Below are 22,263 nucleotides of genomic sequence, written 5' to 3'. Positions count from 1 at the left end.
AGGGGTTCGGATCGGCGCAGACCGCGCCGATCCGGTCAGAAGCGGAAGCGCACGCCCGCCGACACGCGACGACCGGTCCGACGAAACTCCTTCGTGCGGTCTTCGCTCACCGAATAGATGAATTCGTTGGCGTCGTTAAGGTTCACTGCATCGGCAAAGACTGTAAAGCGCTTAGTAAGGTCATAGGAAACGCTCACGTCGAGCTGACCATAGGCGTCAAAATATTCGGGCTCACCGTTCCGGCCAGACGCAACCTGAAGGAAATTGTCCCGGTAAGTGTAGGCCGCACGGGCGGTAATGCCGTACTTTTCGTAGAATCCGACTACGCTGTACGAATATTTCGACAACCCCTCCAGCCCGAACGACACGTTAGCCACCGCATTGCTGTAGTTCGCATTCGACTCCGTATAATTGAAGCTTGTCTGCACGCCGAAGCCATCGAACGGGGCGGGCAGCCATGATCCGAACGACTGTCGATAACCGACTTCGAACCCCTTGACGGTCGCGCCCTTGCCGTTGCCCGGGACGGTCACCTGGAACGACACCTGATCGACAAGTTGCGGCGTCGTTATCAGCGTCACGAACGAATCGATATCCTTGTAAAATACCGCGACGTTCAACAGCGAATCCCGCGTGAAATACCATTCCGCGCCCAGTTCCGCCTGTTTCGCACGGAACGGCTGGAGGTCGGGGTTGCCGCGCCGGATAGTCTCGTTGCCGGGGTTGGTCTGGATCGTTTGGCGCGGGGACAGGTCCGACAGCGTGGGACGGGTGATCACCTTCGATGCGGCGAAGCGAAGTAGCAGGTCGTTCGTGATCGAAAGGCGTGCGTTCACCGACGGAAGCCAATCGTCATATTTCCCTCGGAAACTGACCGGGACGACAGGCGACACGACGATGATGTTCTGCCCCGCACCATTCGACACCGCGCTGAGCACGGTGCGAGAAGCTCCCGACGAGGTGTAATCGGTATTCTCGTAGCGCAGCCCAAAATTCACGGCGAGCGGCAGCCCACCGACCTGCGTGTCAAGCGAGCCCATTGCCCAACCGATACGAACCTTCTCGTTCACCACCGACGAGGCCGCGGGCGAAAAGACCGCCGGGTTGAAGGTACGACCGTCGGCTTGGGCGAACCCGGCAATGGTCTGGATCAGGTCCTGTGGGCTGTAGATCAGCCAATCGCGAATGATATCACCGCCACCGCCGCCGCCAAAGAAGTTGCGATTGGTCGGCTGAAACAACGATGCCGGCAGCGCCCGGTTCGAATCGCAATAAGTGCATTGCTCACCGAACGAGGTTTCATCCGCGGTGATCGTCTTGATTCGGCTCTGCGCCAGCACGCCGGCGGAAAGGGTCAGAGGACCGCCGCCCGGCTTCCATTCGACGTCGCCGCGATATTCCTCGATTTCGTCATCGATGTCCGAGCCGCCACCCCAAATGTAATAATGGGCGGTGAGCCCTTGCGCGTTAGTCGGGGCGTTCGCGTAATTGGGGCTTGTGAGGCCGTAGTCGTAAATCGGGCTACCGCTGCGACGATCGTAAAACAGGTCCACGTTCTTGCGGCGGATCGTCGTGAACAAATTGTTCTCCTGGCCACGGCGACGCGCATCGGAGACAGAGCCGTCCAGACGGACGCGCAAGGTGTCGGTCGGCTTCCAGTCGACGTTGATACCGAGCTGGTCGGTCGTCACGTTGCGATCGTCATACTGGATGATCTGGTCGACGAAGCCGCCCAGATAGCGTTGGCGCACCGCCTCGCCATTTTCAACGACCTGCTCGACCAGTCGACCGCCAGCAAAGTCATAGGCCAGTCCGGTCTGCTGTTCGACGAAGCGCGCACGGGAATACAGACCATCGATGCTGACCGTGAGCGTGTCGCTAGGGCGCATCTGGACTGAGGCGTTGACGCCATACCGGGTCAGTTCGCGCTCGAAGAAGAACGGCGAAAGGTTCGATGGCATCGACACGCGCGAGAAAGGAGCGACGTTCGGACCGATCCGGCCGCCTGGCACGCCGGCGACATTGTAATAGGAGTCGGTGCTGGAACGGCGGACGTGACCCGCGCCGATTGTGAACTCATCGATCCGGTTCTCCTGCTTCGAGTATACGCCGGCAAGCGCCACGCCGAAGGTGCCCGCCTCGTTCTTCCAGCTCCCGACCGCGGAGAATTCAGGATTGTACGTGTCAGCCAGCTCTGACCACATTCCCGCCGCCGACCCGGCGAACTTGAAACCCTTTTTCTGGTCGAGCGGCCGCAACGTCCGCACATCAACGGTAGCGCCGATCGAAGCGCCGTTGATATTGGCCTGCGGAGATTTGTAGACGTCCGCCCCCGAGATGATCTCCGAAGGCAGCACGTCGAACGAGAATTCGCGACCATTATTGTCGGTAGCGAGCGTTCGTCCGTTGACGGTGACTGCGTTGAATTTAGGTCCGAACCCGCGAACGGTAACGAAGCGCCCTTCGCCACGGTTGCGCTCAATCGTCACGCCAGGAATGCGTTGAAGCGATTCCGCAACGTTGCCGTCCGGCAACTTTCCGAGGTCCTCAGCAACAATCGAGTCGACCACATTGACCGAATTGCGCTTGATGTCGATCGCAGCACGTTCCGCGGCGCGAATGCCGGTGACGACGATATCGCCCGTCTCGTCCTTCACCGGCTCCCCTACTGGCGCCGGATCCACTGTTCCGGGCGGCGCCGATGTCGTCTGCGCGACCGCGCCGGTTCCCATGAGTATCGCGCCGAGCGCTGACGTCGCGAAAAGCGCTACGCGTACGCGTGGATGCCGAAATGCCATAAAACCCCTCCAGTTTTTATTTTTTTCAAAGCACCACAAAAGCGGTCGTATGTCAAATGATGATCATACGTAGTATGTTTAGCGTACGGACTTTATTGGAAGCACGCACAGCGCGGAGCCAAAAACGAAGACAATCGCCGCCACGAATATCGTCCGGTAATCGCCACCCGTGACAGCGAGCAAAGCCGCCGCCATCACCGGACTGATGATCTGCGGGATGTTGACCGCCGTGGTCAGGACTCCGAGGTCGCGCCCCTCGTCCCCCAGCGCGGTCTTAGGCAACACCTGAGTCATCAGGGCGATGTCGATTGACATGAACATCCCGTAGCCGACGCCGATCACCGCCGCATATATCCACATGCCCGACATGCTCGGCAGCGCGAGCGGTGCAACCATCGCACAGCCCATGATCAGGCTGCCTGCGACCACGAACGGCTTGCGCCGTTGGATACGGTCCGACCACCAGCCGGAAATTAGCGACGAGGCCACGAGGCATACCAACGTGATGATCGCCATGTTCGCGATCGCAATGTTGGAATCGCCGTCGCTCAACCGGATGTAATCGCGCAGGATGTACAACAGATACGCCGCAACGCCTTGATACCCCATGTAGATGGTGAAACGGCTGAGGAACGCCCAAGCAAAATCAGGATGCTGGCGGGGTGAGATCCAGAAGCCACGCAGGAATTCACCCCATATGATCGGCCGGTGCGGGGTCTCCGCGCTCGACGGTTCGCGGTTGAGCAACACGAACGCCAAGCAGGACATCGCGATCGCAGCGGCGAACAGGCCGTACGCCAGTACGGTTTCCCCGGCCAAATACCCTGCGACGACAGTGCCGGCCGTGAGTCCGGCAGTCATGCCCGCGCCGATAACACCCGAAACGCTGCCACGCACCTCGGGCGCGAAACGGTCGGCGATCAACGTGGTCATCGCCGGCTGCATCGAATTATAGGCGATCGCGGCCATCACCCATAACACCATCAGCGACCAAAAACTCGTCATCAGAGACACGCCGAACAGCGCGAGCGACCCGACCAGCGAACCGATCGCGATCCAGGGTGTGCGGCGTCCCCAGCGGCCCCGCGTGCGATCCGAAAGCGCGCCCGCGATCGGCGTCGCCAGCGTGGAGAAAATCGAGGTGATCGCGAACAGCAACGCAAGATTGTTCGCCTTGTTGCCGGGATCCAGCGCCGCGATCTGATTTGGCAGCAGGACACCCAGGACGCCGCTGTACAGCGCCATCAGCAGGAAGAAATTGACCATCAACGACAGTTGTAGGCGGGTACGCTCGCGGCCGCTGACATAGACCGGCGCGATCATACGCGCGCTCCATGCGCCAGCGATCCATCGTCGCGGCACGAGCCGCAGCCCGGCCTCGCGCGGACGGCGATGCGGGCCGCCACTCGTGCCCCATGTGCCCTCGGCACGATCGCGTGCGATCCGTGCCTCATCGACGACGATCCCCAATCCGGGTCGGTCGCCGAGCACGATCCCGCCATCGGCGATCTCCTGATCCACATCGAGTCCGACGGGCCATGCCATGTCCTGCACCTCAATGCCGATCATGTTGGGCATCGCCGCGGCGGCATGCGCTATGGGATTGCAGTCATACCCCACTGGCGACACCGGCAGGTTGCGCACATGCGCCGCGATCGCCACGCGCTGAAAATGCGTGATACCCCACACGCTGCCCGCCTGCACGACATCGACCGCCCCTGCATCGAGCAGCGGCGCGAACTGTTCGAGCCCGGTCAGGTTCTCGCCAGTCGCGACGGCACAGCGCGCTGCGCGCGAGATGGCGGCCAGACCAGCGGAGTCCCATCGACGCACGGGCTCCTCGATCCACGTAAGGTCGATCCCCGCCGCCTCGATCTCGGCAAGATGGCGGATCGCCTGCTTGCAGTTCCAGCTCTCGTTCACATCCAGCATCAGCGCTGGCACCGCACTGTTAACCGACAAGGCCGTGCGCGCGAGCTTAAGGCGGCGGATGTCGCGCGCCAGATCCTGACCGCCCTTGATCTTGGCAGAGGCGAAGCCGCGTTCGGCCCAGGCGGCATAATGCGCCACGAAGGCATCGTCATCAAGCCCGAAGCACAACCCCGAGGCATAGCCCCGCACGAACCTGTCTGCGGCCCCCAATGTGCGCCACAACGGTTCGTCCGCCATCTTCGCCTTGAGGTCCCACAACGCCATGTCGATCGCCGCGATCGCACCATAGGTCAGCCCGGCGTGACCACTCTTGAAGACATGCGACAGCATGCTGTCGTACAAGGCCGGAACCGCACGCGGATCCTGTCCCTCGACGGCTGCGAATACGCGGCCGATATCGGCATGCTGGCCCAGGCCTATTCCTTCCAGTCCCGAATCGGTTTCCAGGATTAAGATCGGAACTTCGGTGATGCCGGACTCCACGACACCATTGGCATCCCCGACCGGTCGCCCCCAGTCATGCGAAGTGACGAGGCTTCTATAGCCAGTGACTTTCATTTTCGCCTCCCCCGATCGCACTCCGCAAACGGCACCTAATAGGTATTATGTATTATCTTTGATATTGGCAAGGCGTTGACGAAGTCCGCGCCTGCGGCGCAACGTGACCGTCAACCCCGATCATTTACGATAAACGAGACTTTTTAACGATGACCGATGCACCTGCCGCGCCCTTGCGCATTCGGCGCCGTCCCCGACTCGCGGAAGCGGTCGTCGAGGATCTGGTTAAGGCGATCGTCACTGAAACCTATCCAGCGGGCACCGCGCTGCCGCCAGAGGGCATGTTGGGTGACATGTACGGCGTCAGCCGCACGGTAATCCGCGAAGCGACGATGGCGCTGACGGAAAAGGGCTTGCTCGTATCGCAGCAGGGGCGCGGCACCATCGTTCGCGAGGCGAGTACATGGGACATGCTCGATCCTCTGGTTCTCGCGTCGTTGTTCCAGCGCGAGGACGGCCTCGCCTATCTCGACAATCTCTGCACGATCCGATCGCTCCTCGAAGGCGCGATGGCCTCAAAGGCCGCCAAACTGCGGACATCCGAAACGATCGCCGAACTCGGGTGCCAGATGGAAAAGCTGAAGAAGCTCATCCCGCACCCCGCCGCCTACGTTCATGAGGACGTCGCCTTTCACGACATCATCATGCGCATGTCGGGCGACAAGCTCAGCAAGGCCGTGATCGACGGCCTCCAGTCCGAAGCGCTCCGAAACCACGGCTATAGTGGCAAGCTGAACGTTGACCATGTCCGTGCCACGCATGCCGCACACGAACGCATCCATGTCGCCATCATTGAAGGCGATGCCGAGGCCGCGGGCAACGCCATGCGCGACCATATCGAGACGTCTTGGGCGCGCCGCCGCGCCGCCCGCAAACCACAACGCTGATACGAGCGCGGATCCGATGCGTATTCTCGATTCGCACGTCCATTTCTGGCAGATCGACCGCCCCGGCCACCGTTGGCCCGGCGAGGATTGGCCGCGATTATACCGCAACTTTCTGCCGGATGATCTACGCCGCGAAACGACGGCGCTCGATTTCGCTGGCGCAATACTGGTTCAGTCGCAGCCGGACGACCGCGACACCGACTGGTTGTGCGAACTCGATGATCCGCTGGTCCGTGCGGTCGTCGGCTGGGTCGATCTAACCGACTCCGGTGCCCCGTGCCGCATCGTCGAACTGGCGGGTCATCCGAAGCTGAAAGGGCTTCGACCCATGCTACAGGGCATCGTCGATACCGAATGGATCCTGCGACCCGCCGTCTCCGCCGCGATCGAAGCGATGCTGGATCACGGCCTGCGCTTCGACGCGCTGGTCGAGCCGCGCCACCTGCCGACACTGGACACGTTCGCGACCCGCTGGCCCGACCTCCAGATCGTCATCGATCATGCCGCAAAACCGCACGCGTCGCACAACGAACTGGACCCGTGGCGCGATCAGATCGCCGCACTCGCCGAACGTCCCAATCTTTGGTGCAAACTCTCCGGCCTACGGACCGAACAGGCCGTCGGTCAGGCTATCGGAGACCTGCGACCCTATGTCGCGCATCTCGTGGATAGTTTTGGCGAGCGACTGATGTGGGGCAGCGACTGGCCGGTCATCTGCCATGTCGGCGATAGCTACGTGGATTGGGTCGTAGCGACGCTCGATCTGATCGGTGACTCCGGTCGAAGCGACCAGGACCGCCTTTTCCACGATGCCGCTGCGAGCTTCTACACCATTGACGTATGACGTATGATGAGTCTAGGTGCCCTGACGATAGGTGAAGGGCACGCCGGGCATGGATCTTGTAAATCTTGGGCGATTGGGGTTCGGTGCGGCATCGATCGGCAACCTGTACCGGGCGATTTCCGACGAAACAGCCGCGCAGGCAGTGCGCACCGCCTGGGACTCCGGAATACGCTATTTCGACACCGCGCCGCATTACGGCTTCGGTCTAAGCGAAAAACGTTTGGGTCGCGCACTTGCAGATCTTGATCCGAGACAGACCGCTATCATCTCGACAAAAGTTGGACGGCGGCTAGATTCCGTCCCAGCCGACACCGATTTCGATCGGCCGCGTCAGGCGTTCGTCACACCCGAGCCTTTTCAAAGCGTCTTCGACTATAGCTACGACGCCGTCATGCGCTCGTATGAGGCAAGCCTTGCCAGGCTGGCGCGCGACCGGATCGACATTCTCTATGCCCACGACATCGGTCGCATGGCGCATGGCGGGGATCATCCCCGCAGGTTCGCCGAATTTATGGACGGCGGCTATCGGGCCATGCGCGAACTGCGCGACGGTGGCGCAGTCGGTGCGATCGGCTTGGGCGTCAACGAGTATCAGGTTTGCGAGGAGGTCATGGCACACGCCGAGATCGACGTCGTCTTGCTCGCCGGCCGCTACACTCTGCTCGAGCAGGATGCTCTCATCAGCTTCCTACCGCTCTGCGGGGCGCGCGACGTCAAGATCGTCCTTGGAGGCCCTTACAATTCGGGTATTCTGGCCAAGGGGGTGCGCGGCGCGGGCGACGTGCATTACGATTATCAACCGGCTTCGTCCGCGATCGTCGCCAAGGTCCGCGGTATCGAGGATTTGTGTGAGGATCACGGCGTTCCGCTCGCCGCCGCCGCATTGCAATTTCCGCTCGGCCATCCCCAGGTTGTCTCGGTCATTCCGGGCATGAACAGCCCCCGTCAGGTCATTCAGGCGATCGAACAGATGGGGATGCCGATACCCGCCGACCTTTGGCGCGATCTCAAGGATCGCGCGCTGATCCGCGCCGATGCACCAACTCCCACGACACTTTAGGAAAGATCAGCCGATGCGCCTTCAGGGCAAGACCGCCATCGTCACCGCCGCCGCACAGGGCATCGGCCGCGCCAGCGCCGAATTGTTCGCAGCCGAAGGCGCACGCGTCATTGCGGTCGACATCAATGCCGACGCGTTGGCCACGCTGACTGGATGCAAGACGCATACGCTCGATCTGCTCGACGCTGCGGCGATCGCCGCGTTCGGCGAGACGGTGGGCCCCGTCGACATCCTGTTCAACTGCGCAGGCTTCGTCCACGCGGGCACGATCCTGACGACCGACGAACGCGATTTCGATTTCTCCTTCGAACTGAACGTAAAGTCCGCCTACCGCATGATCCGCGCGATCCTGCCCGGCATGATCACGCGGGGCGGTGGATCGATCGTCAACATGTCGTCCGTCGCCGGATCGGTGATCGCAGTGCAGAACCGCTTTGTCTACGGTGCATCAAAGGCGGCGGTGATCGGCCTGACCAAGTCGGTCGCACAGGATTTCGTGCGCGACGGCATCCGATGCAACGCGATCTGCCCCGGCACCGTCCAATCGCCCTCGCTGGACGAACGCCTTGCGGCTACCGGCGATATGGACAAGGCGCGATCGGACTTCGTCGGACGCCAGCCGATGGGCCGGATTGGGTCCGCCAACGAGATCGCCGAACTGGCGCTCTACCTCGCTAGCGACCTCTCATCCTACACCACCGGCACCATCAACGTGATCGACGGTGGCTGGAGCAACGCATGAGCCGGCGCATCTGCCTGGCACTCGATCTGGTCGATGACGCCGATCTGATCGCCGAATATGATCATTGGCACCGGGTCGGCAACACCGACCCGGCCGTCATCCGGTCGATCCGCGACGCCGGGATCAGCGACATGCAGATCTACCGCGCGCACGATCGGCTGTTCATGATCATCGAGGCCAGCGATGCCTATTCGGACGACGCCAAGGCGGCGGCAGATGCCGCCAATCCCCCGGTGGTCGCATGGGTCGCCAAGATGACGCGCTTCCAGCAACCGATCCCCGCAGCTGGCCCCGACGGAACATGGTATCCGATGGACCGCATCTTCCGCCTGACCGACCACCAGATACCCTGACTCTCCCGCCTATCCGGGCGCAGGACCGGTCGGGAACTAACGCGGCACTACGTCGATCGCCGAGACGATCGCCTCGCCTACCTCGCCCTTGAAGTCGAGCGTCAGCACGCCGCGCTTTGCCGCCGCCGACAGTTCGACCGTCACCGCCCGCATGCCGCCGCCGGCACGCGCCACCGGATCGACCCGCACCGGCGTGCCTCCGCCGGGCGTAACGGTGAACACCCGCTTGCCCGGCGACGTCTCGACCGGATCGAACATGTGCAGCGTCACCCGGTAGCGGCCATCCGGCAACGGCACCGCGTACCGGAATGCCGTGCCGGCCCGCCAGCTGGCATAAAGCTGCGGCTCACGCGCGCCGACCACGATCCTTGGTGGCTTGCGCTGCTCGTTGCTCGCGTAGAGTTCACGCTGATACGGGTTGAGTGTGAACCCAAGCCCGCCCTCGAAGAAATTGTCCGATCCATAGCGCGGGCCGCGCGCCAGCATCATACCGTCGAGCGAGCCGGTACGTATATGTCGTGCCCGCTTCGGTCCGGTGTACGACAACGTGATCCGATCGGTCTGCCCGCCGCCTGTCGCGACCAGCGCGTTGGTACCGTGCTGCAAGGTGACGGCTCGCCAGACGCAGACCGCATCAGGACATGCTGCCATGCCGATGTCACGCCCGTTGAGCGACAGTCGTGCTTGCGGCGCGTTGGAATAGGCGTGCACGTCGATCACCGGGTAGGCGCGGTCGACATAACGGCGCCCCGTCAGATGCAGCACGGGCACCTTGCTCCACGCAGCCTTGTAGAACCAGAATGCGTCCTTGCGAGTGACCCTGTCGAACGTGACGAGTCCCTTAGTATTGATATCGGTACTGTCGCCTTCCTCGCGCAGATCGCTGGTCGCGTCGAACATCTGCCAGACCCATGCACCCCACATGAAGTCTAGAGGCTTCAGACTTTTCCACGACAGTTCGTGGACGACCGCCTGAACCTCCTCGGCCTGCGGGCGGTAGATACTCTCGATCTTGCCGCCGTCGACATTGTCGGTGTGCTGGCTGATCGCGCCGCCGGCGCCGTATTCGCCGACCCCTATCGGCAGCATCGGCTTTTCGCGATGATAGCCCTCCATCACTGCCCCCAGCTTCGCGGCGTCGGCCACGCGCCCGGTGCCGTACCAGCCATAATAGAGATTGTACGCGGCGGTATCCGCAGTGCCCGTCGTCCGGTCGCGTCCATCGTCGGGATCCCCCGGCAGCACTTCGCAGCATACCGCGATCGTCGTCGGGCGATCAGGGTCCTCGCGCTTGGCGACCGCGTTCAATGCGTTCAGCAGCGGTCGAGCGTTGGACGGGGTCAGCCCCTTCGACGACCAGTTGTTGATCTCGTTGCCGATCGACCAGACGGCAACGGAGGGATGGTTGTAGTTCTGGCGAATGAGCTCGACGAGCTGCGCCTCCGCGCTCGCCTTCATCTGTGGCGGGGTGTCCGCACGGCCGGGGATCGATGCCAGATTGACCAGTCCAAGCTCCGCCCAGAGGACCATTCCAGTGCGGTCGGCGAGGTCGTAAAAGGGTTCGGCTTGGTTATAGTGAGAGAGGCGCACCGAATTTGCGCCCAGTTCGCGGATGAGAGCCATGTCCTGCTGATGGTCGGCAAGGCTCAGCGCCCAGCCTTTGTCCTGCCGATCCTGATGTCGATTGACTCCGCGCAACAGCATCGTCCTCCCGTTGAGCACGAACCCCTTGTTGGGATCGACCGCGACTGTGCGCAGGCCGAGCGGCTGATCGACGCGGTCGAGAACCATGCCGTCGCGACCTATGAGTTCGACCGTCAGGCTATAGAGATACGGATCGTCCAGACCATTCCAGCGCCGTGGCTTGTCAATCGCCAGCGTCGTTCCATGGTCGACATTGCCTCCTTTGGGCAAGCGCAGGCGTTGTTCGCTACCCGCCACGCGTTGGCCCTGCGCGTCGGTCACGCCAGTCCGGAGTGTATAGGCCCCCGGCATCCCGCGATTGCGCAACCGTACTAGCACCGCGACTGTCGCTAATCGGTCATCCAGCGCGGTCACGTGGGCATAGACACCGGGGCCGCCGTGATCGAGCAGATCGATATGGGCCTGTTCGGTCACGATGAGCGATACCGGCCGATAGAGGCCGCCATACATGAAGAAGTCGCCCGAGATGGGCACGATGAATTCGGTACTGCTGCCGGGTGCAGGCTTCGAATTGTCGACGCGAACGGCAAGGACGTTGGCGCCCGTCCGAACCGCGTCGGTCGCATCCAAACGGAAGCGGGTGAAGGCGCCTTCATGATGCCCGAGCTTGCGTCCGTTGAGCCACACATCGGCGATGATGCTCGCCGCGTCGAACTGAAGATACACGCGTTTGCCGGTCGCGTTCCCAGGCAAAGTGAATCGCAGGCGGTACCAGCCGATGCCGCGCGTCGTGTTCGCATCGGACCGGCGGGTGACGGCGTAATTGCCGAGCTTGTTCCAGCTATGCGGTACGGCAACCTGCTGCCAGCTCGCATCGTCGAACCCGTCGCTGGTCACATCGGCGAGCGTCGCATCGCCAGCCACCGCTCCGAGGTGGAAACGCCATCCATCCGCCAGCGTGGTCTCAGTCCGCCCCGCGGCCATGGCGGACGTGCCCAGCAGCGCGAAGATCAGCACCGTGAGCGCGACGATCCGTTTCAGCATCGGCATATTCCCCTGCGTATTTGCATCGTGCGTCATGCCTCGACCCGGCCGGGCTTGCCGTTCACGCGCACATTCTCCATGCGGACGTTCGGCACGCCGCGCGCAATTAGCGCGGTCCGCATCGGATCGGTAAGCCGCACGTCGATGTCGCGCAGCGTAAAATCGCTGACCTTGGTGCTGGCGTTTCCTGAAATGGTGCCGAAGCCCCGCGTCGTGCCACGGACATCCTCGATCACCACGTCATGGATGATCGCACCCGGCGGCTTGGCTGCGACTTTCGTTCCGTGCGTCAGTCGCGCGTTCACGATCAGACCGATCGCGGGATCGCTCGTACTGAAATTGGGGATGTCAGTTCCGTAGAAGACTTCGCCATTGTGCCAGCGATCGATCGGGGTCGGCGCTTCCGCCAACCGAAGCCCTTTCACGTGAAGCCTTTCATACACCTGCCCCGGCGTGTCGGGGCGTACCTTGAAGCGGATGGTGGGCATGTCGCCCAGATTGGTGATCCGCTCGACCCGGATGTCGCGCACGATCGTCGCGTTGCTGCCATAGGTGACGCAGCCAAGACCATGTTCGAAGACGCAGTCGTGGATATGAATACGCTCAACTGGTGGGGCTTCGGCATAGGCGGCGGCGCCCGGCCCCTGCGTTCCCTTAAGTGCGATGCAATCGTCGTCTACGGAAAAGCGACACCGCCGGACTACCACGTCCTGACAACTGTCGAGGTCGATGCCGTCGCTGCTCGGTGCCCGAATGACGTGTGGCACCTCGAAACGGCAATCCTCCACCACCGCACGGCGACACCGGTACAGATGCAGATTCCAGAATGCGGGATCCTTGAACGTGACGCCGCTGACCAGCACATCGTTGCAATCCTCGATCGAGCAAAGCTGCGGCCAGCGATAGACGACCTTGTTTCCGCCGACGCGCTCGTCGGGGCGATTGAAGAAACCGCGCCAGAACGGATCGCCATCCCCGTCAAGCGTGCCCGGCCCGACGATCCGCAACCCGTGATTGCCGACGGCATTCACGAGCGCGAGCCGCAGCGGCTCAAGATACGCTTCCGCGAACCGGCGCATCACCAGCGGATAGTCGGCAAAATCGGACGATCCTTTCAGCACGCCACCCTTGCGCAGTTCCAGCCCAACACCGGGCTTCAGATGGATCGATCCACTGACGAATATCCCGGCCGGCACTGCGATCATGCCGCCGCCCACCGCCGCGCACGCATCGATCGCCTGCTGGATCGCGCGCGTGTTGACCGTCCGACCATCGCCAACCGCGCCGTGATCCCGGATGTCTATCGTGCGCCGCCGCTGTCCCAGCAAGGAAGTCGGCAATCCGGCGATCAGGGCAACCGGTGCACTTCTGAGGATCGAGCGGCGCGTCGTCATCGGAGATCGCCGGCTAGGTGACCGCCGGCGAGTGGCGTATCGGACGCTGGAAAGGTTCTTAATGTCGCTACCCCATCGCAGGCCGCAGGCATGATCGACCTTCGTTCCGTTATGAACTTCATGGACTCACCTCTCGACGTCACCTTATCAATTTGACGTATGACGTATTATGACCTACGTTTTAACTTGTCGCGATGAGAGAGTAAAGTCGGGTATGTCCGAGGGCAGGATTCCGCCGTGGTACAACCGTTGACGTTCGCTAGACCTCATCCCCGCATCCAGGAAGGAACCGCGTATGAAGCTTTGCCGCTATGGTACCCGAGGCGCAGAAAAGCCGGGGCTGATCGATGCGGAGGGCCGCGTCCGCGACTTGTCCGCGCATGTCGCCGACCTGACACCGGACACGCTGTCGCAATCCTCGCTGGAAAAATTGGCGGTTATAGATCCCGCAAGCCTGCCGCTCGCTGACGGAGACCTGCGCTACGGTCCGCCCGTTGCCGGCACCGGTAAGTTCGTTGCGATCGGGCTGAACTACGCCGATCACGCTGCGGAATCGAACCTGCCGATCCCGTCCGAACCCGTTGTGTTCAACAAATGGGTGAACTGCATCCAGGGCCCGGACGACCCTGTAGTCATTCCGAAAAACTCCGAGAAGACCGATTGGGAAGTTGAACTCGGCGTCGTGATCGGCACGCGTGCCAGCCATGTTGATGAGGCCGATGCCCTCGCGCATGTCGCGGGATATTGCGTCGTCAACGACGTGTCGGAACGCCATTGGCAGACGGAACGCGGACCCACTTGGGACAAGGGCAAAGGCTTTCCGACGTTCGGCCCCGTGGGACCGTGGCTGGTAACATCAGACGAAGTTGGCGATCCCCAAGCACTATCGATGTGGCTGTCTGTCAATGGCAAGCGTGTACAGGATGGCACGACGAGAACGATGATCTTCTCCGTTGCGAAGATCGTCGCCTATTGCTCGCAGTTCATGACGCTGGAGCCCGGCGACATCATCACTACGGGCACGCCACCAGGTGTCGGGTTGGGCCAGAAGCCAGCACCCTGGTATCTCAAGGCAGGCGACATCGTGGAACTAGGTATCGAAAAACTGGGCGAGCAGCGCCAGGAATTCGTTGCGTGGGCACCCAAAAGATGAACGACCTTCCGTAGCTTCATTCGTTGACGATCTGATGATGAGTAGAGCACCGCCAGTCGGGAACACCGCTTCAACGATGCCGTCCGCGAGCGGAAGCGCGTTGGCCATTTACGGACAGCGTGCCGGACAACTGAATTGGCGCGATCGCCACTCGGCAGCTAGCGAAAAACCGTATTCGGCTAGGCCACGTGGACAAAGGTTGACGCGCGTCGGATCGGTTGATTCAAGGCTGTCTTTTGGAGGCGGCGTTGGGCGAACGGATTGGGGTTTCTGATGATGAGTGGGCGCTGATTGGTCCACTGCTGCCGTCAGAGCGAGGACGTGGCTGCCGACCCGCGGGCGACAACGGCCCTATTTCGAAGGCATGGTGTGGATGGCGCGGACGGGCGCCCAGTGGCGGCATTTGCCGGCTGAATATGGCAAGTGGAACAGCGTATTCCGGCGGTATCGCCGCTGGGTCGTGACGGGCGTGTTCGAAGCCATGCTGGAAACCTTCGCCGCTGCCGTCGAGCGGGATACCAGCGCCGACATGATCGACAGCACCGTAGTCCGGGCGCATCACTGCGCCGTCGGACTAAAAAAAGGGATCAGGAGTTCGAGGGGCTCGGCCGTTCGCGAGGCGGCTTCACGACCAAGCTGCACGCACGCTGCGATGGCCAGGGTCGGCCGCTATGTTTCGTCCTGACACCGGGCCAAGCCCACGACGTGAAGGGCTTCGCGCCCTTGTTCGGGATGCTGGCTGACCGGATCGAGGCGCTGCTTGCCGATAAGGGCTACGACGCCGATGCCATCCGACAGGAACTCGCCAAGGCGGATGTCGAGGCGGTCATTCCGACCAAGAGCAACCGCCGCATACCGATCCCGCATGATCGCGAAAAATACCGTTGGCGCAATCTCGTCGAGCGCTTGTTCAACAGGCTCAAGAACTGGCGCCGGGTCGCGACGCGTTATGACAAGACCGCAGAGTCCTACCTCGGCTTCGTCGCGCTCGCCTCAGTTACGCTGTGGCTACCCTTTGTCCACGTGGCCTAGCATCCTCCCGCCTCGAAAGTTCGTGACACAACCAGATGCTGACGCTGAGCCCGTTCTCGGTCATAGATCGCTCGATATTCGACCCAGTCACACCCGCCACGAGCCAGCCACCATGCAGATCATCGTCCGCGACAACAATGTCGACCAAGGCCTCCGCGCCCTGAAGAAGAAGCTGCAGCGTGAAGGCGTGTACCGTGAGATGAAGCTGCGCAGGCACTATGAGAAACCGTCCGAAAAGCGGGCGCGCGAACATGCCGCGGCCGTCAGCCGCGCCCGGAAGGCGGATGGTGCCTTCTACCGACGGCGGGACCTCGGCGGTCGCTACGAACTGGAATTGCATCGCACGCCAGTCGATTTGTTAGTAAAGCCGGTGCGACTGGTCGGCACGCTGGTCGGCCCGGCCCTTGTCAATGCCGAAGGCGTAACACCCGCCTGACAGGTTGAAGTCGGCAGACGCCGCACGCCAACGGCTCAACGCATTCCCGATTCGACCTGACTCATACCGGTTGCCTAGAAGCGACCGTCGATCATCATCGCGGCATGGGACAGATAATCACGCACGCCTGTGGGCATGAGCAGATCCACTATCTCTCCGGCTTTGCCAGCCAGCAGGAGCGAAAGGCCCGTTGGCTGGAGACGACCAAGTGCCGCGCCTGTTTCGTCGTGACCAAGCAGGCCGAACAGGCGGAAGCAGCGGCTCATGACAGTGCGGCCATTGCCCACCTCAACCTGCCCCTGCTCACAGGCAGTGATCGTCAGGTCGCATGGGCAACGTCACTCCGAGCCAGCCGCCTTTGCGCGTTCGTTGCCCGTCCGGTTATAGAAGGAACAGGCCACCAAGTCTGCACCCTTATAACCGATGCGAAGTGGTGGATCGATCACCGTGGCCTCACGGACACTGAGTTGCTCGCCGAAGCCGAACGCTACGCACTCGCGATCGACACGGTGGTCAGTGAAAACCCTAATGCCGGCCTATCGCAGGCTGCCTGACCGACGGCTCACTCCGCTGTCATCGATAGCACGAGCTCTGAGGGGATTTCGTCTTCCGACACCATCTCCTGAATTGATGGCGCGCCTGTCTCGCGCGGTGCAAGGCCGTCACGCGCTTGACCTGTGCAATGCTGCACTCGGCCGTTCTTGCAATGCTCATGCCCGCGTCAAGAAGGCCGACGATGCGGCGGTGGTGCGCAAGGTCAGGTTTGCGGCCCGTGCACCGCCCTTCCCGCCTGGCAATCTCGATCCCTTCGCGCTGGCGCTCACGCCGGGTTTCGTAATCATCGCGTGCGGTCTGAGGCGCTAGCCGTAGCAGTATCTCCTGCACCGCTTCCAGCACGATCCGGGCAACGCCAGAGCTATCGGCGACGAGATCGGTAAGGTCGACGATCCCCGGCACCGCAAGCCGAGCTTCCTTCCCCCTGATCGTTGCTACCAACAACTCTGCCTCAGCCAGTGGCAGACGACTGATCCGGTCGATCTTCTCCGCGACGACCACTTCACCCGGCTGAAGGTCGGCAACCAAGCGAAGCAGTTCCGGCCGGTCTGGCCGAGCGCCAGATGCCCTTTCCCAATAAACCGCCGCGACATAGAAGCCGGCCGCACGCGCGCCTGCGACGATCGCTTCCTGGCGAGCAAGATCCTGCTCTTCGGTACTTACCCTCAGATTACCCGCGCGGCTTGGATCGTGATCACTTTTCCTGTTCGCTCATCTCTTCCCGGCTTTCTTGAGTATACTCATCAGAGTCGCTAGCTAATCCGACAGCATCGGAGCTTTATTAGCCGAGAAAACGACTATCGTTGGCGGTCTTGGAATCTGAACCGGACCCCGTTTCGTTCATAAAGTACATCCGCTGCGGAAGGATGGCGCGCAAAATCGAAATGCCGAAAGTCGAGCTCAGCCGCGGCTAGCAATTCAACTCACCGCCGCGGATTTAGCCTCCGCACGAATCCATGCTGCGGTGTCCACACCCTGACTGATCCGCCATTTCGCTTCCCGGCCTAATAGACGATGTGTCTTCGCCGGAAACAAAAAGGAATTCTACTTCATAGTGCGGCCAAGTATTGGCCCTGAAAATTGATCCTAGTATCTTCGGCGTATGATATCTTTATCATGAGCATGAAAGCAGGCGCGGACGAAGACTTTCCTCGGAAAATAGGAACCTTCGGCACCTAAACTGCTCGTCTCTCGCCTGCGGCAAGACTCATTCACATCGTGTGCAACCCGGCAACCGCCTAATTGCCCAACGGCGCTGTTGATTGCCTCACGATGAGGCTCAGTGCGATATGATGGTCGGGCAGGCTATGCGCATCGCCCTCTACTAGTGTGATCGCCCGCCGGGTGGCCTCGCGCGCGATCTCGATCAGCGGGCGTCGAATCGTCGTGATCGCGGGCGAAAGCATCGACGCGATGTCGCTGTCGTCGAACCCTGCAATCGAGAGCTTGTCCGGGACATCGATCTTTAGGTCACGTGCGACCTTCAGCACAGCAGCAGCCATGATATCGTTGCCTGCGAAGATCGCGGTGGGCCGATCGGGCAGCGACAACAGACCGATCGCCGCAGCAAGGCCGGACTCGAAACTATAATTTCCTTCACGCACATAAGATGGCGGCAGCAGGATGTCGGCGCGTTCCAGCGCGATCCGGAAGCCTTGCTCACGCTCGCTCGCCGAATAAAACTTCATTGGTCCGGTGACCATCGCGATGCGGCGGTGCCCCAAGCTGACGAAGTGATCCGCCACCATGCTTGCAGCATCGCGTTCAGCGGTGACGAGCATCGCCGGATACGCCGGGTCGCGTACGGCGGCGATGCCGACCGAGGGGACGCTCAGCCGCGCGAGCAACCGTGGAATGGCCGCGATCTCCGAGACGGGTGGCAACACCACCAGCGCATCGACATGCGTGCGTCGGACGAAATCCCTCAGATTGTCCGCGAGGCGGGGATCTTGGACCGAGACTGGATGGACCAGCAGTTCGTATCCCGCCCCGGAACAGACTTCCACGATGCCGTGCTGCAGTACGCCGACGACGTGCGCATTCTGATAGCCCTGTACGACGCCGAGCAAAAACGATCGCCGTGCCGCGAGGCCGCGCGCACGGAGGCTGGGCTGAAATCCGAGATTGGCGATCACGCCCTCGATCGTACGGCGGGTTTCCTCACCCACCTTCGGGGACTTATTGAGCACGCGCGAAACGGTACGCACTGATACCCCCGCAGCCCGCGCCACGTCGGTAATGGTGGCATAATGCGGCAGTATGGCGAGTCGTCCGTTCATACGGCGAACCTGAGCAGAAAAACAGCACTCCGGGCAAGGCATCCGCAGGCACATTCGTTGGAAAGGCGACAGCCGTACGTTACGCTTTACATCTTCGAACATCAGGTCGTTGGCCCAACGTGCGGCGTTCCCTCGCCGCCGCACGTTGAGACGATTTAAAACTTGGCGGTGGCACCGATGAAGAACGTTCGCCCCTGAACGTCGTACGTTGCGGCAAAGGTATTGTTCGACGGCGCCGCCGATCCAACGATCGGAGGATCCCGGTCGGCGATGTTGGTCACGCCGGCATTGAACTGGAACCGCTTTGCCACATCAATCGAGGTCGAGAGATCGAAATAATGCTGGGTAGGAATAGTCGGATTGGTGAGCGAGTTCAGCGCCGGGGTCGTTCCACCCGAACGTCGTGGAAGGACGTAGGTGTCTACGGTGACGGCGCCGATGAAGCGATGCCGCAGGCTGAGCACGAATGGTCCCGACTTCCAAGTGGCGCGGGTTACCCCCTTCCAAGAAGGGATTGGCTGCCCGCAGGTCTGGCCGTACGATCCAACGCACTCGTTCTGTGTTGACAATGCCGCGACCGGAACGCTGGTGAAGCTGCGCGTCCAGCTCACGTTGGTGCCGATCTCAAACCGGCTTCCGTCGCTGTCCAGGCCCCACGCGGTTCGGAAGTTGTAGCTTCCGACGAAATCCACGCCGGAGGTCTTCAGCGCCCCCGTGTTGGCGTTGGTAGCGGTGAGGAAACCGGGCGCCGCGATCTGACCGGTCAGCGGATCCCGTGTAATCGCTTGGCAGAACGGGCTGCTCGCCTGCTGAATAACATTGTAGCAAAGATTGAGTACATTAGCGCCGTTGCCACCAACAGGTGCGATCGCTCCCTTTAAGTCGATGTTGAAATAGTCGGCGCTGACCGCTAACCCGCGCAGAAAACTGGGTGTGAACACCAAGCCGGCGGTCTTGGTGTCGGAGGTTTCGGCCCCGACGTTCGGATTGCCGCCGCCGATCACGTTGATGAACTGGTTGGGCTGCACCTCCGAGGTGAAGACGAGCGCCGCGGGCACCCCGGTAGCTGCGCAAACGGCGCGAACTGCGGCCGTTTGTCCTGCAACGGGCTGGCGGCTCGAGCAGGGATCGGTCAATGTCTGACCTTGAGTTGAGTTGCCGCCAAACAGCTCTCCTACGTTAGGCGCACGGATAGAACGTTGGTATTGGCCGCGGAAAGTGATCGACGTAACCGGCGCATATTCAGCACCGCCCGAATACGTCCAGACGCTGCCGACGCCCGACAGGTCGTAATTGGAATGGCGAAAAGCACCATTGACGGTCAGTCGCTCGGCAAAGCGGGTATGTGCGAGCAGAGGCACGCGGACTTCCCCGAATTGCTCGAAGGCGGTCTCTGAACCCGAAGTAGGTTGCGACGCGTTGAAACCCGACAGATCGCCTGTGGCGAGCCGCGCATCGGGCGAAAAAGTCGCTGCAGCGCGACGCCATTCCACGCCCGCGCTGAAGTCGACCGGGCCAGCTGGCATCTGGAACAGCTCACCGTTGATGCTGCCAACTGCAACCTGTTGCGTGGCGCGGGTGACGTTGCGCGTCGGGACCGTAATAGCCGATACACCCGCCGACGAGATGTTGGAGCCGAAGATGTTGAGGAGCGGCGCCGCGCCGTTGATCGACAACAACCCATTTTGGAAGCCGCTTAGCGAAATCGCACCGTTGGCCGTGTCGGTTTGTACCGTGCGCGCATAGCTGTAGTAGGCGTCATACGACAGGTTTTTCAGAAAATGGGTTGATACGTCACCGATCTTGCCGCGCACGCCGGCCGCGCCGCGGTACGTGTCGATGTCGCTCAGGTTGGTGCGGAAACCCTCCTCATTGATGCGCCGATTGATGTTCAGAACCGCAAGGCCATCGCCCGGCGTTGTGCTCATCCGGCTCGTTCCATTCGTGACGGTGGTCGTTCCCGCCTCGCGCAAGTCCAACTGCCGCAGCACGTTCTGCAGCGGCCCAGACAGGTAAGGATTGTTAGTATTTACAAGAAAGTTGCCGCTGACGCCGGTCGCGGGCAACTGGGCACGGACCTTGTTGTTGCCGATCGTTCCTTCGCCATAGAGCGTCAGCGCGTCTGAGAAGTCGTAATGCGCGAAGACATTGCCGAGGAATCGCTCCTGCGGGACGATGATGTACGAGTCGGGGCCGAGGTCGTAGTCGTCGCCGGGCGTAAGCGCGGGGCGGGCGGCGGTTCCCGCGTTGTCGAAGGTAAATCCGCGTGAGCCGATGCTGCCCAAGCCGACGGCGATCAGGGCTGCGTTTAGACCGGGAGTCGAATTGGCTGCGCCAACCGCCGGTATGTTCGCAAACCGACCATTCGGCAGCGTACCGCTGCCGCTATAGATCAAGCCCGGACGCCCGCCCGCACTTAAGCACGTTTGCCCGGACGGCACCGCCATTGGCGTACCCGGACGCGTGTTACTGAACGAACCGCTGGTGACGCAACCGTCCGCCAGCGACGGCGTCGCCCACCCGCCACGATCCGCGCGCGTATAGCCACCGCGGTTAAGGTAGTTGAACGAAGCGGTGATGTTGCCGCGCCCGTCGGAGAAATTGGTGCCGGCGGTCACGTCCACGTTGCTGGTAGACGTGCTGGCATGCTCGGTGACGGTGTTCTGGACGTTAAGCTCGACGCCCTGAAAATCGTCTCGCAGGATGAAGTTCACCACGCCCGAAATCGCGTCCGAACCATAAACTGCGGAGGAGCCACCGGTCACCACCTCAGTCCGCTTGATAAGCGCGGCGGGAACGGCGTTAACGTCGGTCGTCTGAGCAGGCCCAGAGATCGCAAAGCGGCGTCCGTTGACAAGCACCAGATTGCGCTGGTCTCCGAAGCCGCGCAGATTTAGCGTAGCCGCCCCTGCGGGGACCGTGTTTGCGGTCGGACCAGACAGTTGCGAGCCGACGAACTGCGGCGAGTTGCCGAGCAGCGTCTCAATATTCTGTGTACCCGACAGCTTCACGTCCTGCTGGTCGAGCACAGTAACCGGCGTCGGCGCTTGATACCCGCGCGAAGCCAATCGCGAGCCCGTGACGACGATCTCACCACTCGTCGAAGCCCCTCCATCGGTCTGCTGCGCGGGCGGAAGCTGAGCCGCTTCTCCGCCCGCAAGCGACGCCCCGCTTGGTGAGTCGGACGCGGTTGGTACCTGTCCGCCCTGAGGCTGAGTTGCCGGACTAGCAGGCTCGCTGGCTCCGGACTGCACCTGCTGCGGCGTCGCCTCTGCGCCGCCGGGCGCGATCTGAGCCACCGCGGAAGCAGACAGTGCACAGCTAGAGGCTAGCGCCAGCGTGGCGACCCCGGCGTTTAAACCAGCAACACGGCGCAGCTTCATATTCCCTCTCCAAACAAACGCCATGTCTAACGCTGGCACTACAAATTATTGGTACTTGCACATTTCACGATCTGCAACGACAAATCACGAGATGAGACAAATTCCGAGTTTGCATCGACCAACCCGTCGCGAGACGCTCGCCATATTGACCGGCTGTTTGGCCGCGCCT

At 61.7% G+C, this 22,263-nt stretch carries 15 protein-coding genes and 3 pseudogenes; 11 read left to right on the top strand and 7 right to left on the bottom strand.

Going from position 1 to position 22,263, the window contains the following annotated elements; genetic code table 11:
* Positions 1 to 35 precede the first annotated feature (35 nt).
* The gene (locus tag QFZ54_RS18395; protein ID WP_307089896.1) at positions 36 to 2,798 is read right to left on the bottom strand and encodes a TonB-dependent receptor; all 2,763 of its coding nucleotides are present in this window, start codon (positions 2,796 to 2,798) and stop codon (positions 36 to 38) included.
* A 78-nt stretch (positions 2,799 to 2,876) separates the two neighbouring features.
* Positions 2,877 to 5,288, bottom strand: a complete 2,412-nt coding sequence (locus QFZ54_RS18390) for an MFS transporter (protein WP_307089894.1) — start codon at positions 5,286 to 5,288, stop codon at positions 2,877 to 2,879.
* A 149-nt stretch (positions 5,289 to 5,437) separates the two neighbouring features.
* Here QFZ54_RS18390 and QFZ54_RS18385 point away from each other — a divergent pair, with 149 nt between their 5' ends.
* From QFZ54_RS18385 to QFZ54_RS18365, 5 genes are read left to right on the top strand one after another with little or no spacing between them, the layout of a single operon-like run.
* Positions 5,438 to 6,175, top strand: coding sequence for a FadR/GntR family transcriptional regulator (locus tag QFZ54_RS18385; protein ID WP_307089892.1), 738 nt, complete (start codon positions 5,438 to 5,440; stop codon positions 6,173 to 6,175).
* A 16-nt stretch (positions 6,176 to 6,191) separates the two neighbouring features.
* On the top strand, positions 6,192 to 7,019 hold the full coding sequence (locus tag QFZ54_RS18380; RefSeq protein ID WP_307089891.1) for an amidohydrolase family protein: 828 nt from the start codon (positions 6,192 to 6,194) through the stop codon (positions 7,017 to 7,019).
* A gap of 31 nt (positions 7,020 to 7,050) precedes the next feature.
* Positions 7,051 to 8,079 carry an aldo/keto reductase gene (locus QFZ54_RS18375; RefSeq protein WP_307089889.1) on the top strand — a complete coding sequence of 343 codons (1,029 nt, stop codon included), beginning with the start codon at positions 7,051 to 7,053 and terminating at the stop codon, positions 8,077 to 8,079.
* A gap of 13 nt (positions 8,080 to 8,092) precedes the next feature.
* Positions 8,093 to 8,821, top strand: coding sequence for an SDR family oxidoreductase (locus tag QFZ54_RS18370; protein WP_307089886.1), 729 nt, complete (start codon positions 8,093 to 8,095; stop codon positions 8,819 to 8,821).
* Positions 8,818 to 9,174 carry an L-rhamnose mutarotase gene (locus tag QFZ54_RS18365; RefSeq protein ID WP_307089884.1) on the top strand — a complete coding sequence of 119 codons (357 nt, stop codon included), beginning with the start codon at positions 8,818 to 8,820 and terminating at the stop codon, positions 9,172 to 9,174. Before QFZ54_RS18370 ends, QFZ54_RS18365 begins: the two co-directional genes overlap by 4 nt.
* 36 nt (positions 9,175 to 9,210) lie before the next feature.
* Here the strand turns inward: QFZ54_RS18365 and QFZ54_RS18360 are convergent, their stop codons facing one another.
* Together QFZ54_RS18360 and QFZ54_RS18355 are read right to left on the bottom strand one after the other, a co-directional pair.
* The gene (locus tag QFZ54_RS18360; protein ID WP_307089882.1) at positions 9,211 to 11,898 is read right to left on the bottom strand and encodes a glycoside hydrolase family 2 TIM barrel-domain containing protein; all 2,688 of its coding nucleotides are present in this window, start codon (positions 11,896 to 11,898) and stop codon (positions 9,211 to 9,213) included.
* On the bottom strand, positions 11,895 to 13,256 hold the full coding sequence (locus tag QFZ54_RS18355) for a glycoside hydrolase family 28 protein (RefSeq protein WP_307089880.1): 1,362 nt from the start codon (positions 13,254 to 13,256) through the stop codon (positions 11,895 to 11,897). Before QFZ54_RS18355 ends, QFZ54_RS18360 begins: the two co-directional genes overlap by 4 nt.
* Before the next feature lie 295 nt (positions 13,257 to 13,551).
* Between QFZ54_RS18355 and QFZ54_RS18350 the strand changes: the two genes are divergently transcribed.
* The 6 genes and pseudogenes from QFZ54_RS18350 (at position 13,552) to QFZ54_RS18330 (ending at position 16,431) form a co-directional block, all read left to right on the top strand.
* Positions 13,552 to 14,409: a fumarylacetoacetate hydrolase family protein gene (locus QFZ54_RS18350; RefSeq protein ID WP_307089877.1), complete on the top strand. Its 858-nt coding sequence runs from the start codon at positions 13,552 to 13,554 to the stop codon at positions 14,407 to 14,409.
* Positions 14,410 to 14,773: 364 nt separating this feature from the next.
* Positions 14,774 to 14,833: pseudogene (locus QFZ54_RS20560) on the top strand (hypothetical protein); the annotation flags it as partial.
* A complete protein-coding gene (locus QFZ54_RS18345; RefSeq protein WP_373458635.1) occupies positions 14,833 to 15,441 on the top strand; it encodes an IS5 family transposase in 609 nt (202 codons plus the stop codon). The pseudogene QFZ54_RS20560 and the gene QFZ54_RS18345, both read left to right, overlap by 1 nt.
* A 112-nt stretch (positions 15,442 to 15,553) precedes the next feature.
* A pseudogene (rpsU, locus tag QFZ54_RS18340) lies at positions 15,554 to 15,727 on the top strand (30S ribosomal protein S21); the annotation flags it as partial.
* 27 nt (positions 15,728 to 15,754) lie between these two features.
* Positions 15,755 to 15,877: pseudogene (locus QFZ54_RS18335) on the top strand (DUF5818 domain-containing protein); the annotation flags it as partial.
* A gap of 104 nt (positions 15,878 to 15,981) precedes the next feature.
* Positions 15,982 to 16,431: a hypothetical protein gene (locus QFZ54_RS18330; RefSeq protein WP_307089875.1), complete on the top strand. Its 450-nt coding sequence runs from the start codon at positions 15,982 to 15,984 to the stop codon at positions 16,429 to 16,431.
* A gap of 19 nt (positions 16,432 to 16,450) precedes the next feature.
* Here QFZ54_RS18330 and QFZ54_RS18325 read toward each other — a convergent pair whose 3' ends face one another.
* The 3 genes from QFZ54_RS18325 to QFZ54_RS18315 all read right to left on the bottom strand — a co-directional run bounded on the left by QFZ54_RS18325 (position 16,451) and on the right by QFZ54_RS18315 (position 22,094).
* Positions 16,451 to 17,056, bottom strand: coding sequence for a recombinase family protein (locus QFZ54_RS18325; protein WP_444965526.1), 606 nt, complete (start codon positions 17,054 to 17,056; stop codon positions 16,451 to 16,453).
* 614 nt (positions 17,057 to 17,670) lie between these two features.
* On the bottom strand, positions 17,671 to 18,711 hold the full coding sequence (locus QFZ54_RS18320) for a LacI family DNA-binding transcriptional regulator (protein ID WP_307089873.1): 1,041 nt from the start codon (positions 18,709 to 18,711) through the stop codon (positions 17,671 to 17,673).
* A 155-nt stretch (positions 18,712 to 18,866) separates the two neighbouring features.
* Positions 18,867 to 22,094, bottom strand: coding sequence for a TonB-dependent receptor domain-containing protein (locus QFZ54_RS18315; RefSeq protein WP_307089870.1), 3,228 nt, complete (start codon positions 22,092 to 22,094; stop codon positions 18,867 to 18,869).
* Positions 22,095 to 22,263: the final 169 nt, after the last annotated feature.

Origin of the sequence: Sphingomonas faeni (genome assembly GCF_030817315.1) — a bacterium.
GTDB lineage: Bacteria > Pseudomonadota > Alphaproteobacteria > Sphingomonadales > Sphingomonadaceae > Sphingomonas > Sphingomonas faeni_C.
Note: the sequence above shows the minus strand (reverse complement) of the source record. Positions and strands in the feature narration are given on the sequence as shown.

Excerpts from the sequence above, each read along its gene's own strand:
- QFZ54_RS18330 (WP_307089875.1), top strand. The coding sequence starts at position 15,982 with ATGGGACAGATAATCACGCACGCCTGTGGGCATGAGCAGATCCACTAT.
- QFZ54_RS18365 (WP_307089884.1), top strand. The coding sequence starts at position 8,818 with ATGAGCCGGCGCATCTGCCTGGCACTCGATCTGGTCGATGACGCCGAT.
- QFZ54_RS18355 (WP_307089880.1), bottom strand. The coding sequence starts at position 13,256 with ATGACGACGCGCCGCTCGATCCTCAGAAGTGCACCGGTTGCCCTGATC.
- QFZ54_RS18395 (WP_307089896.1), bottom strand. The coding sequence starts at position 2,798 with ATGGCATTTCGGCATCCACGCGTACGCGTAGCGCTTTTCGCGACGTCA.
- QFZ54_RS18350 (WP_307089877.1), top strand. The coding sequence starts at position 13,552 with ATGAAGCTTTGCCGCTATGGTACCCGAGGCGCAGAAAAGCCGGGGCTG.
- QFZ54_RS18320 (WP_307089873.1), bottom strand. The coding sequence starts at position 18,711 with ATGAACGGACGACTCGCCATACTGCCGCATTATGCCACCATTACCGAC.
- QFZ54_RS18360 (WP_307089882.1), bottom strand. The coding sequence starts at position 11,898 with ATGACGCACGATGCAAATACGCAGGGGAATATGCCGATGCTGAAACGG.
- QFZ54_RS18390 (WP_307089894.1), bottom strand. The coding sequence starts at position 5,288 with ATGAAAGTCACTGGCTATAGAAGCCTCGTCACTTCGCATGACTGGGGG.
- QFZ54_RS18315 (WP_307089870.1), bottom strand. The coding sequence starts at position 22,094 with ATGAAGCTGCGCCGTGTTGCTGGTTTAAACGCCGGGGTCGCCACGCTG.
- QFZ54_RS18370 (WP_307089886.1), top strand. The coding sequence starts at position 8,093 with ATGCGCCTTCAGGGCAAGACCGCCATCGTCACCGCCGCCGCACAGGGC.
- QFZ54_RS18380 (WP_307089891.1), top strand. The coding sequence starts at position 6,192 with ATGCGTATTCTCGATTCGCACGTCCATTTCTGGCAGATCGACCGCCCC.
- QFZ54_RS18385 (WP_307089892.1), top strand. The coding sequence starts at position 5,438 with ATGACCGATGCACCTGCCGCGCCCTTGCGCATTCGGCGCCGTCCCCGA.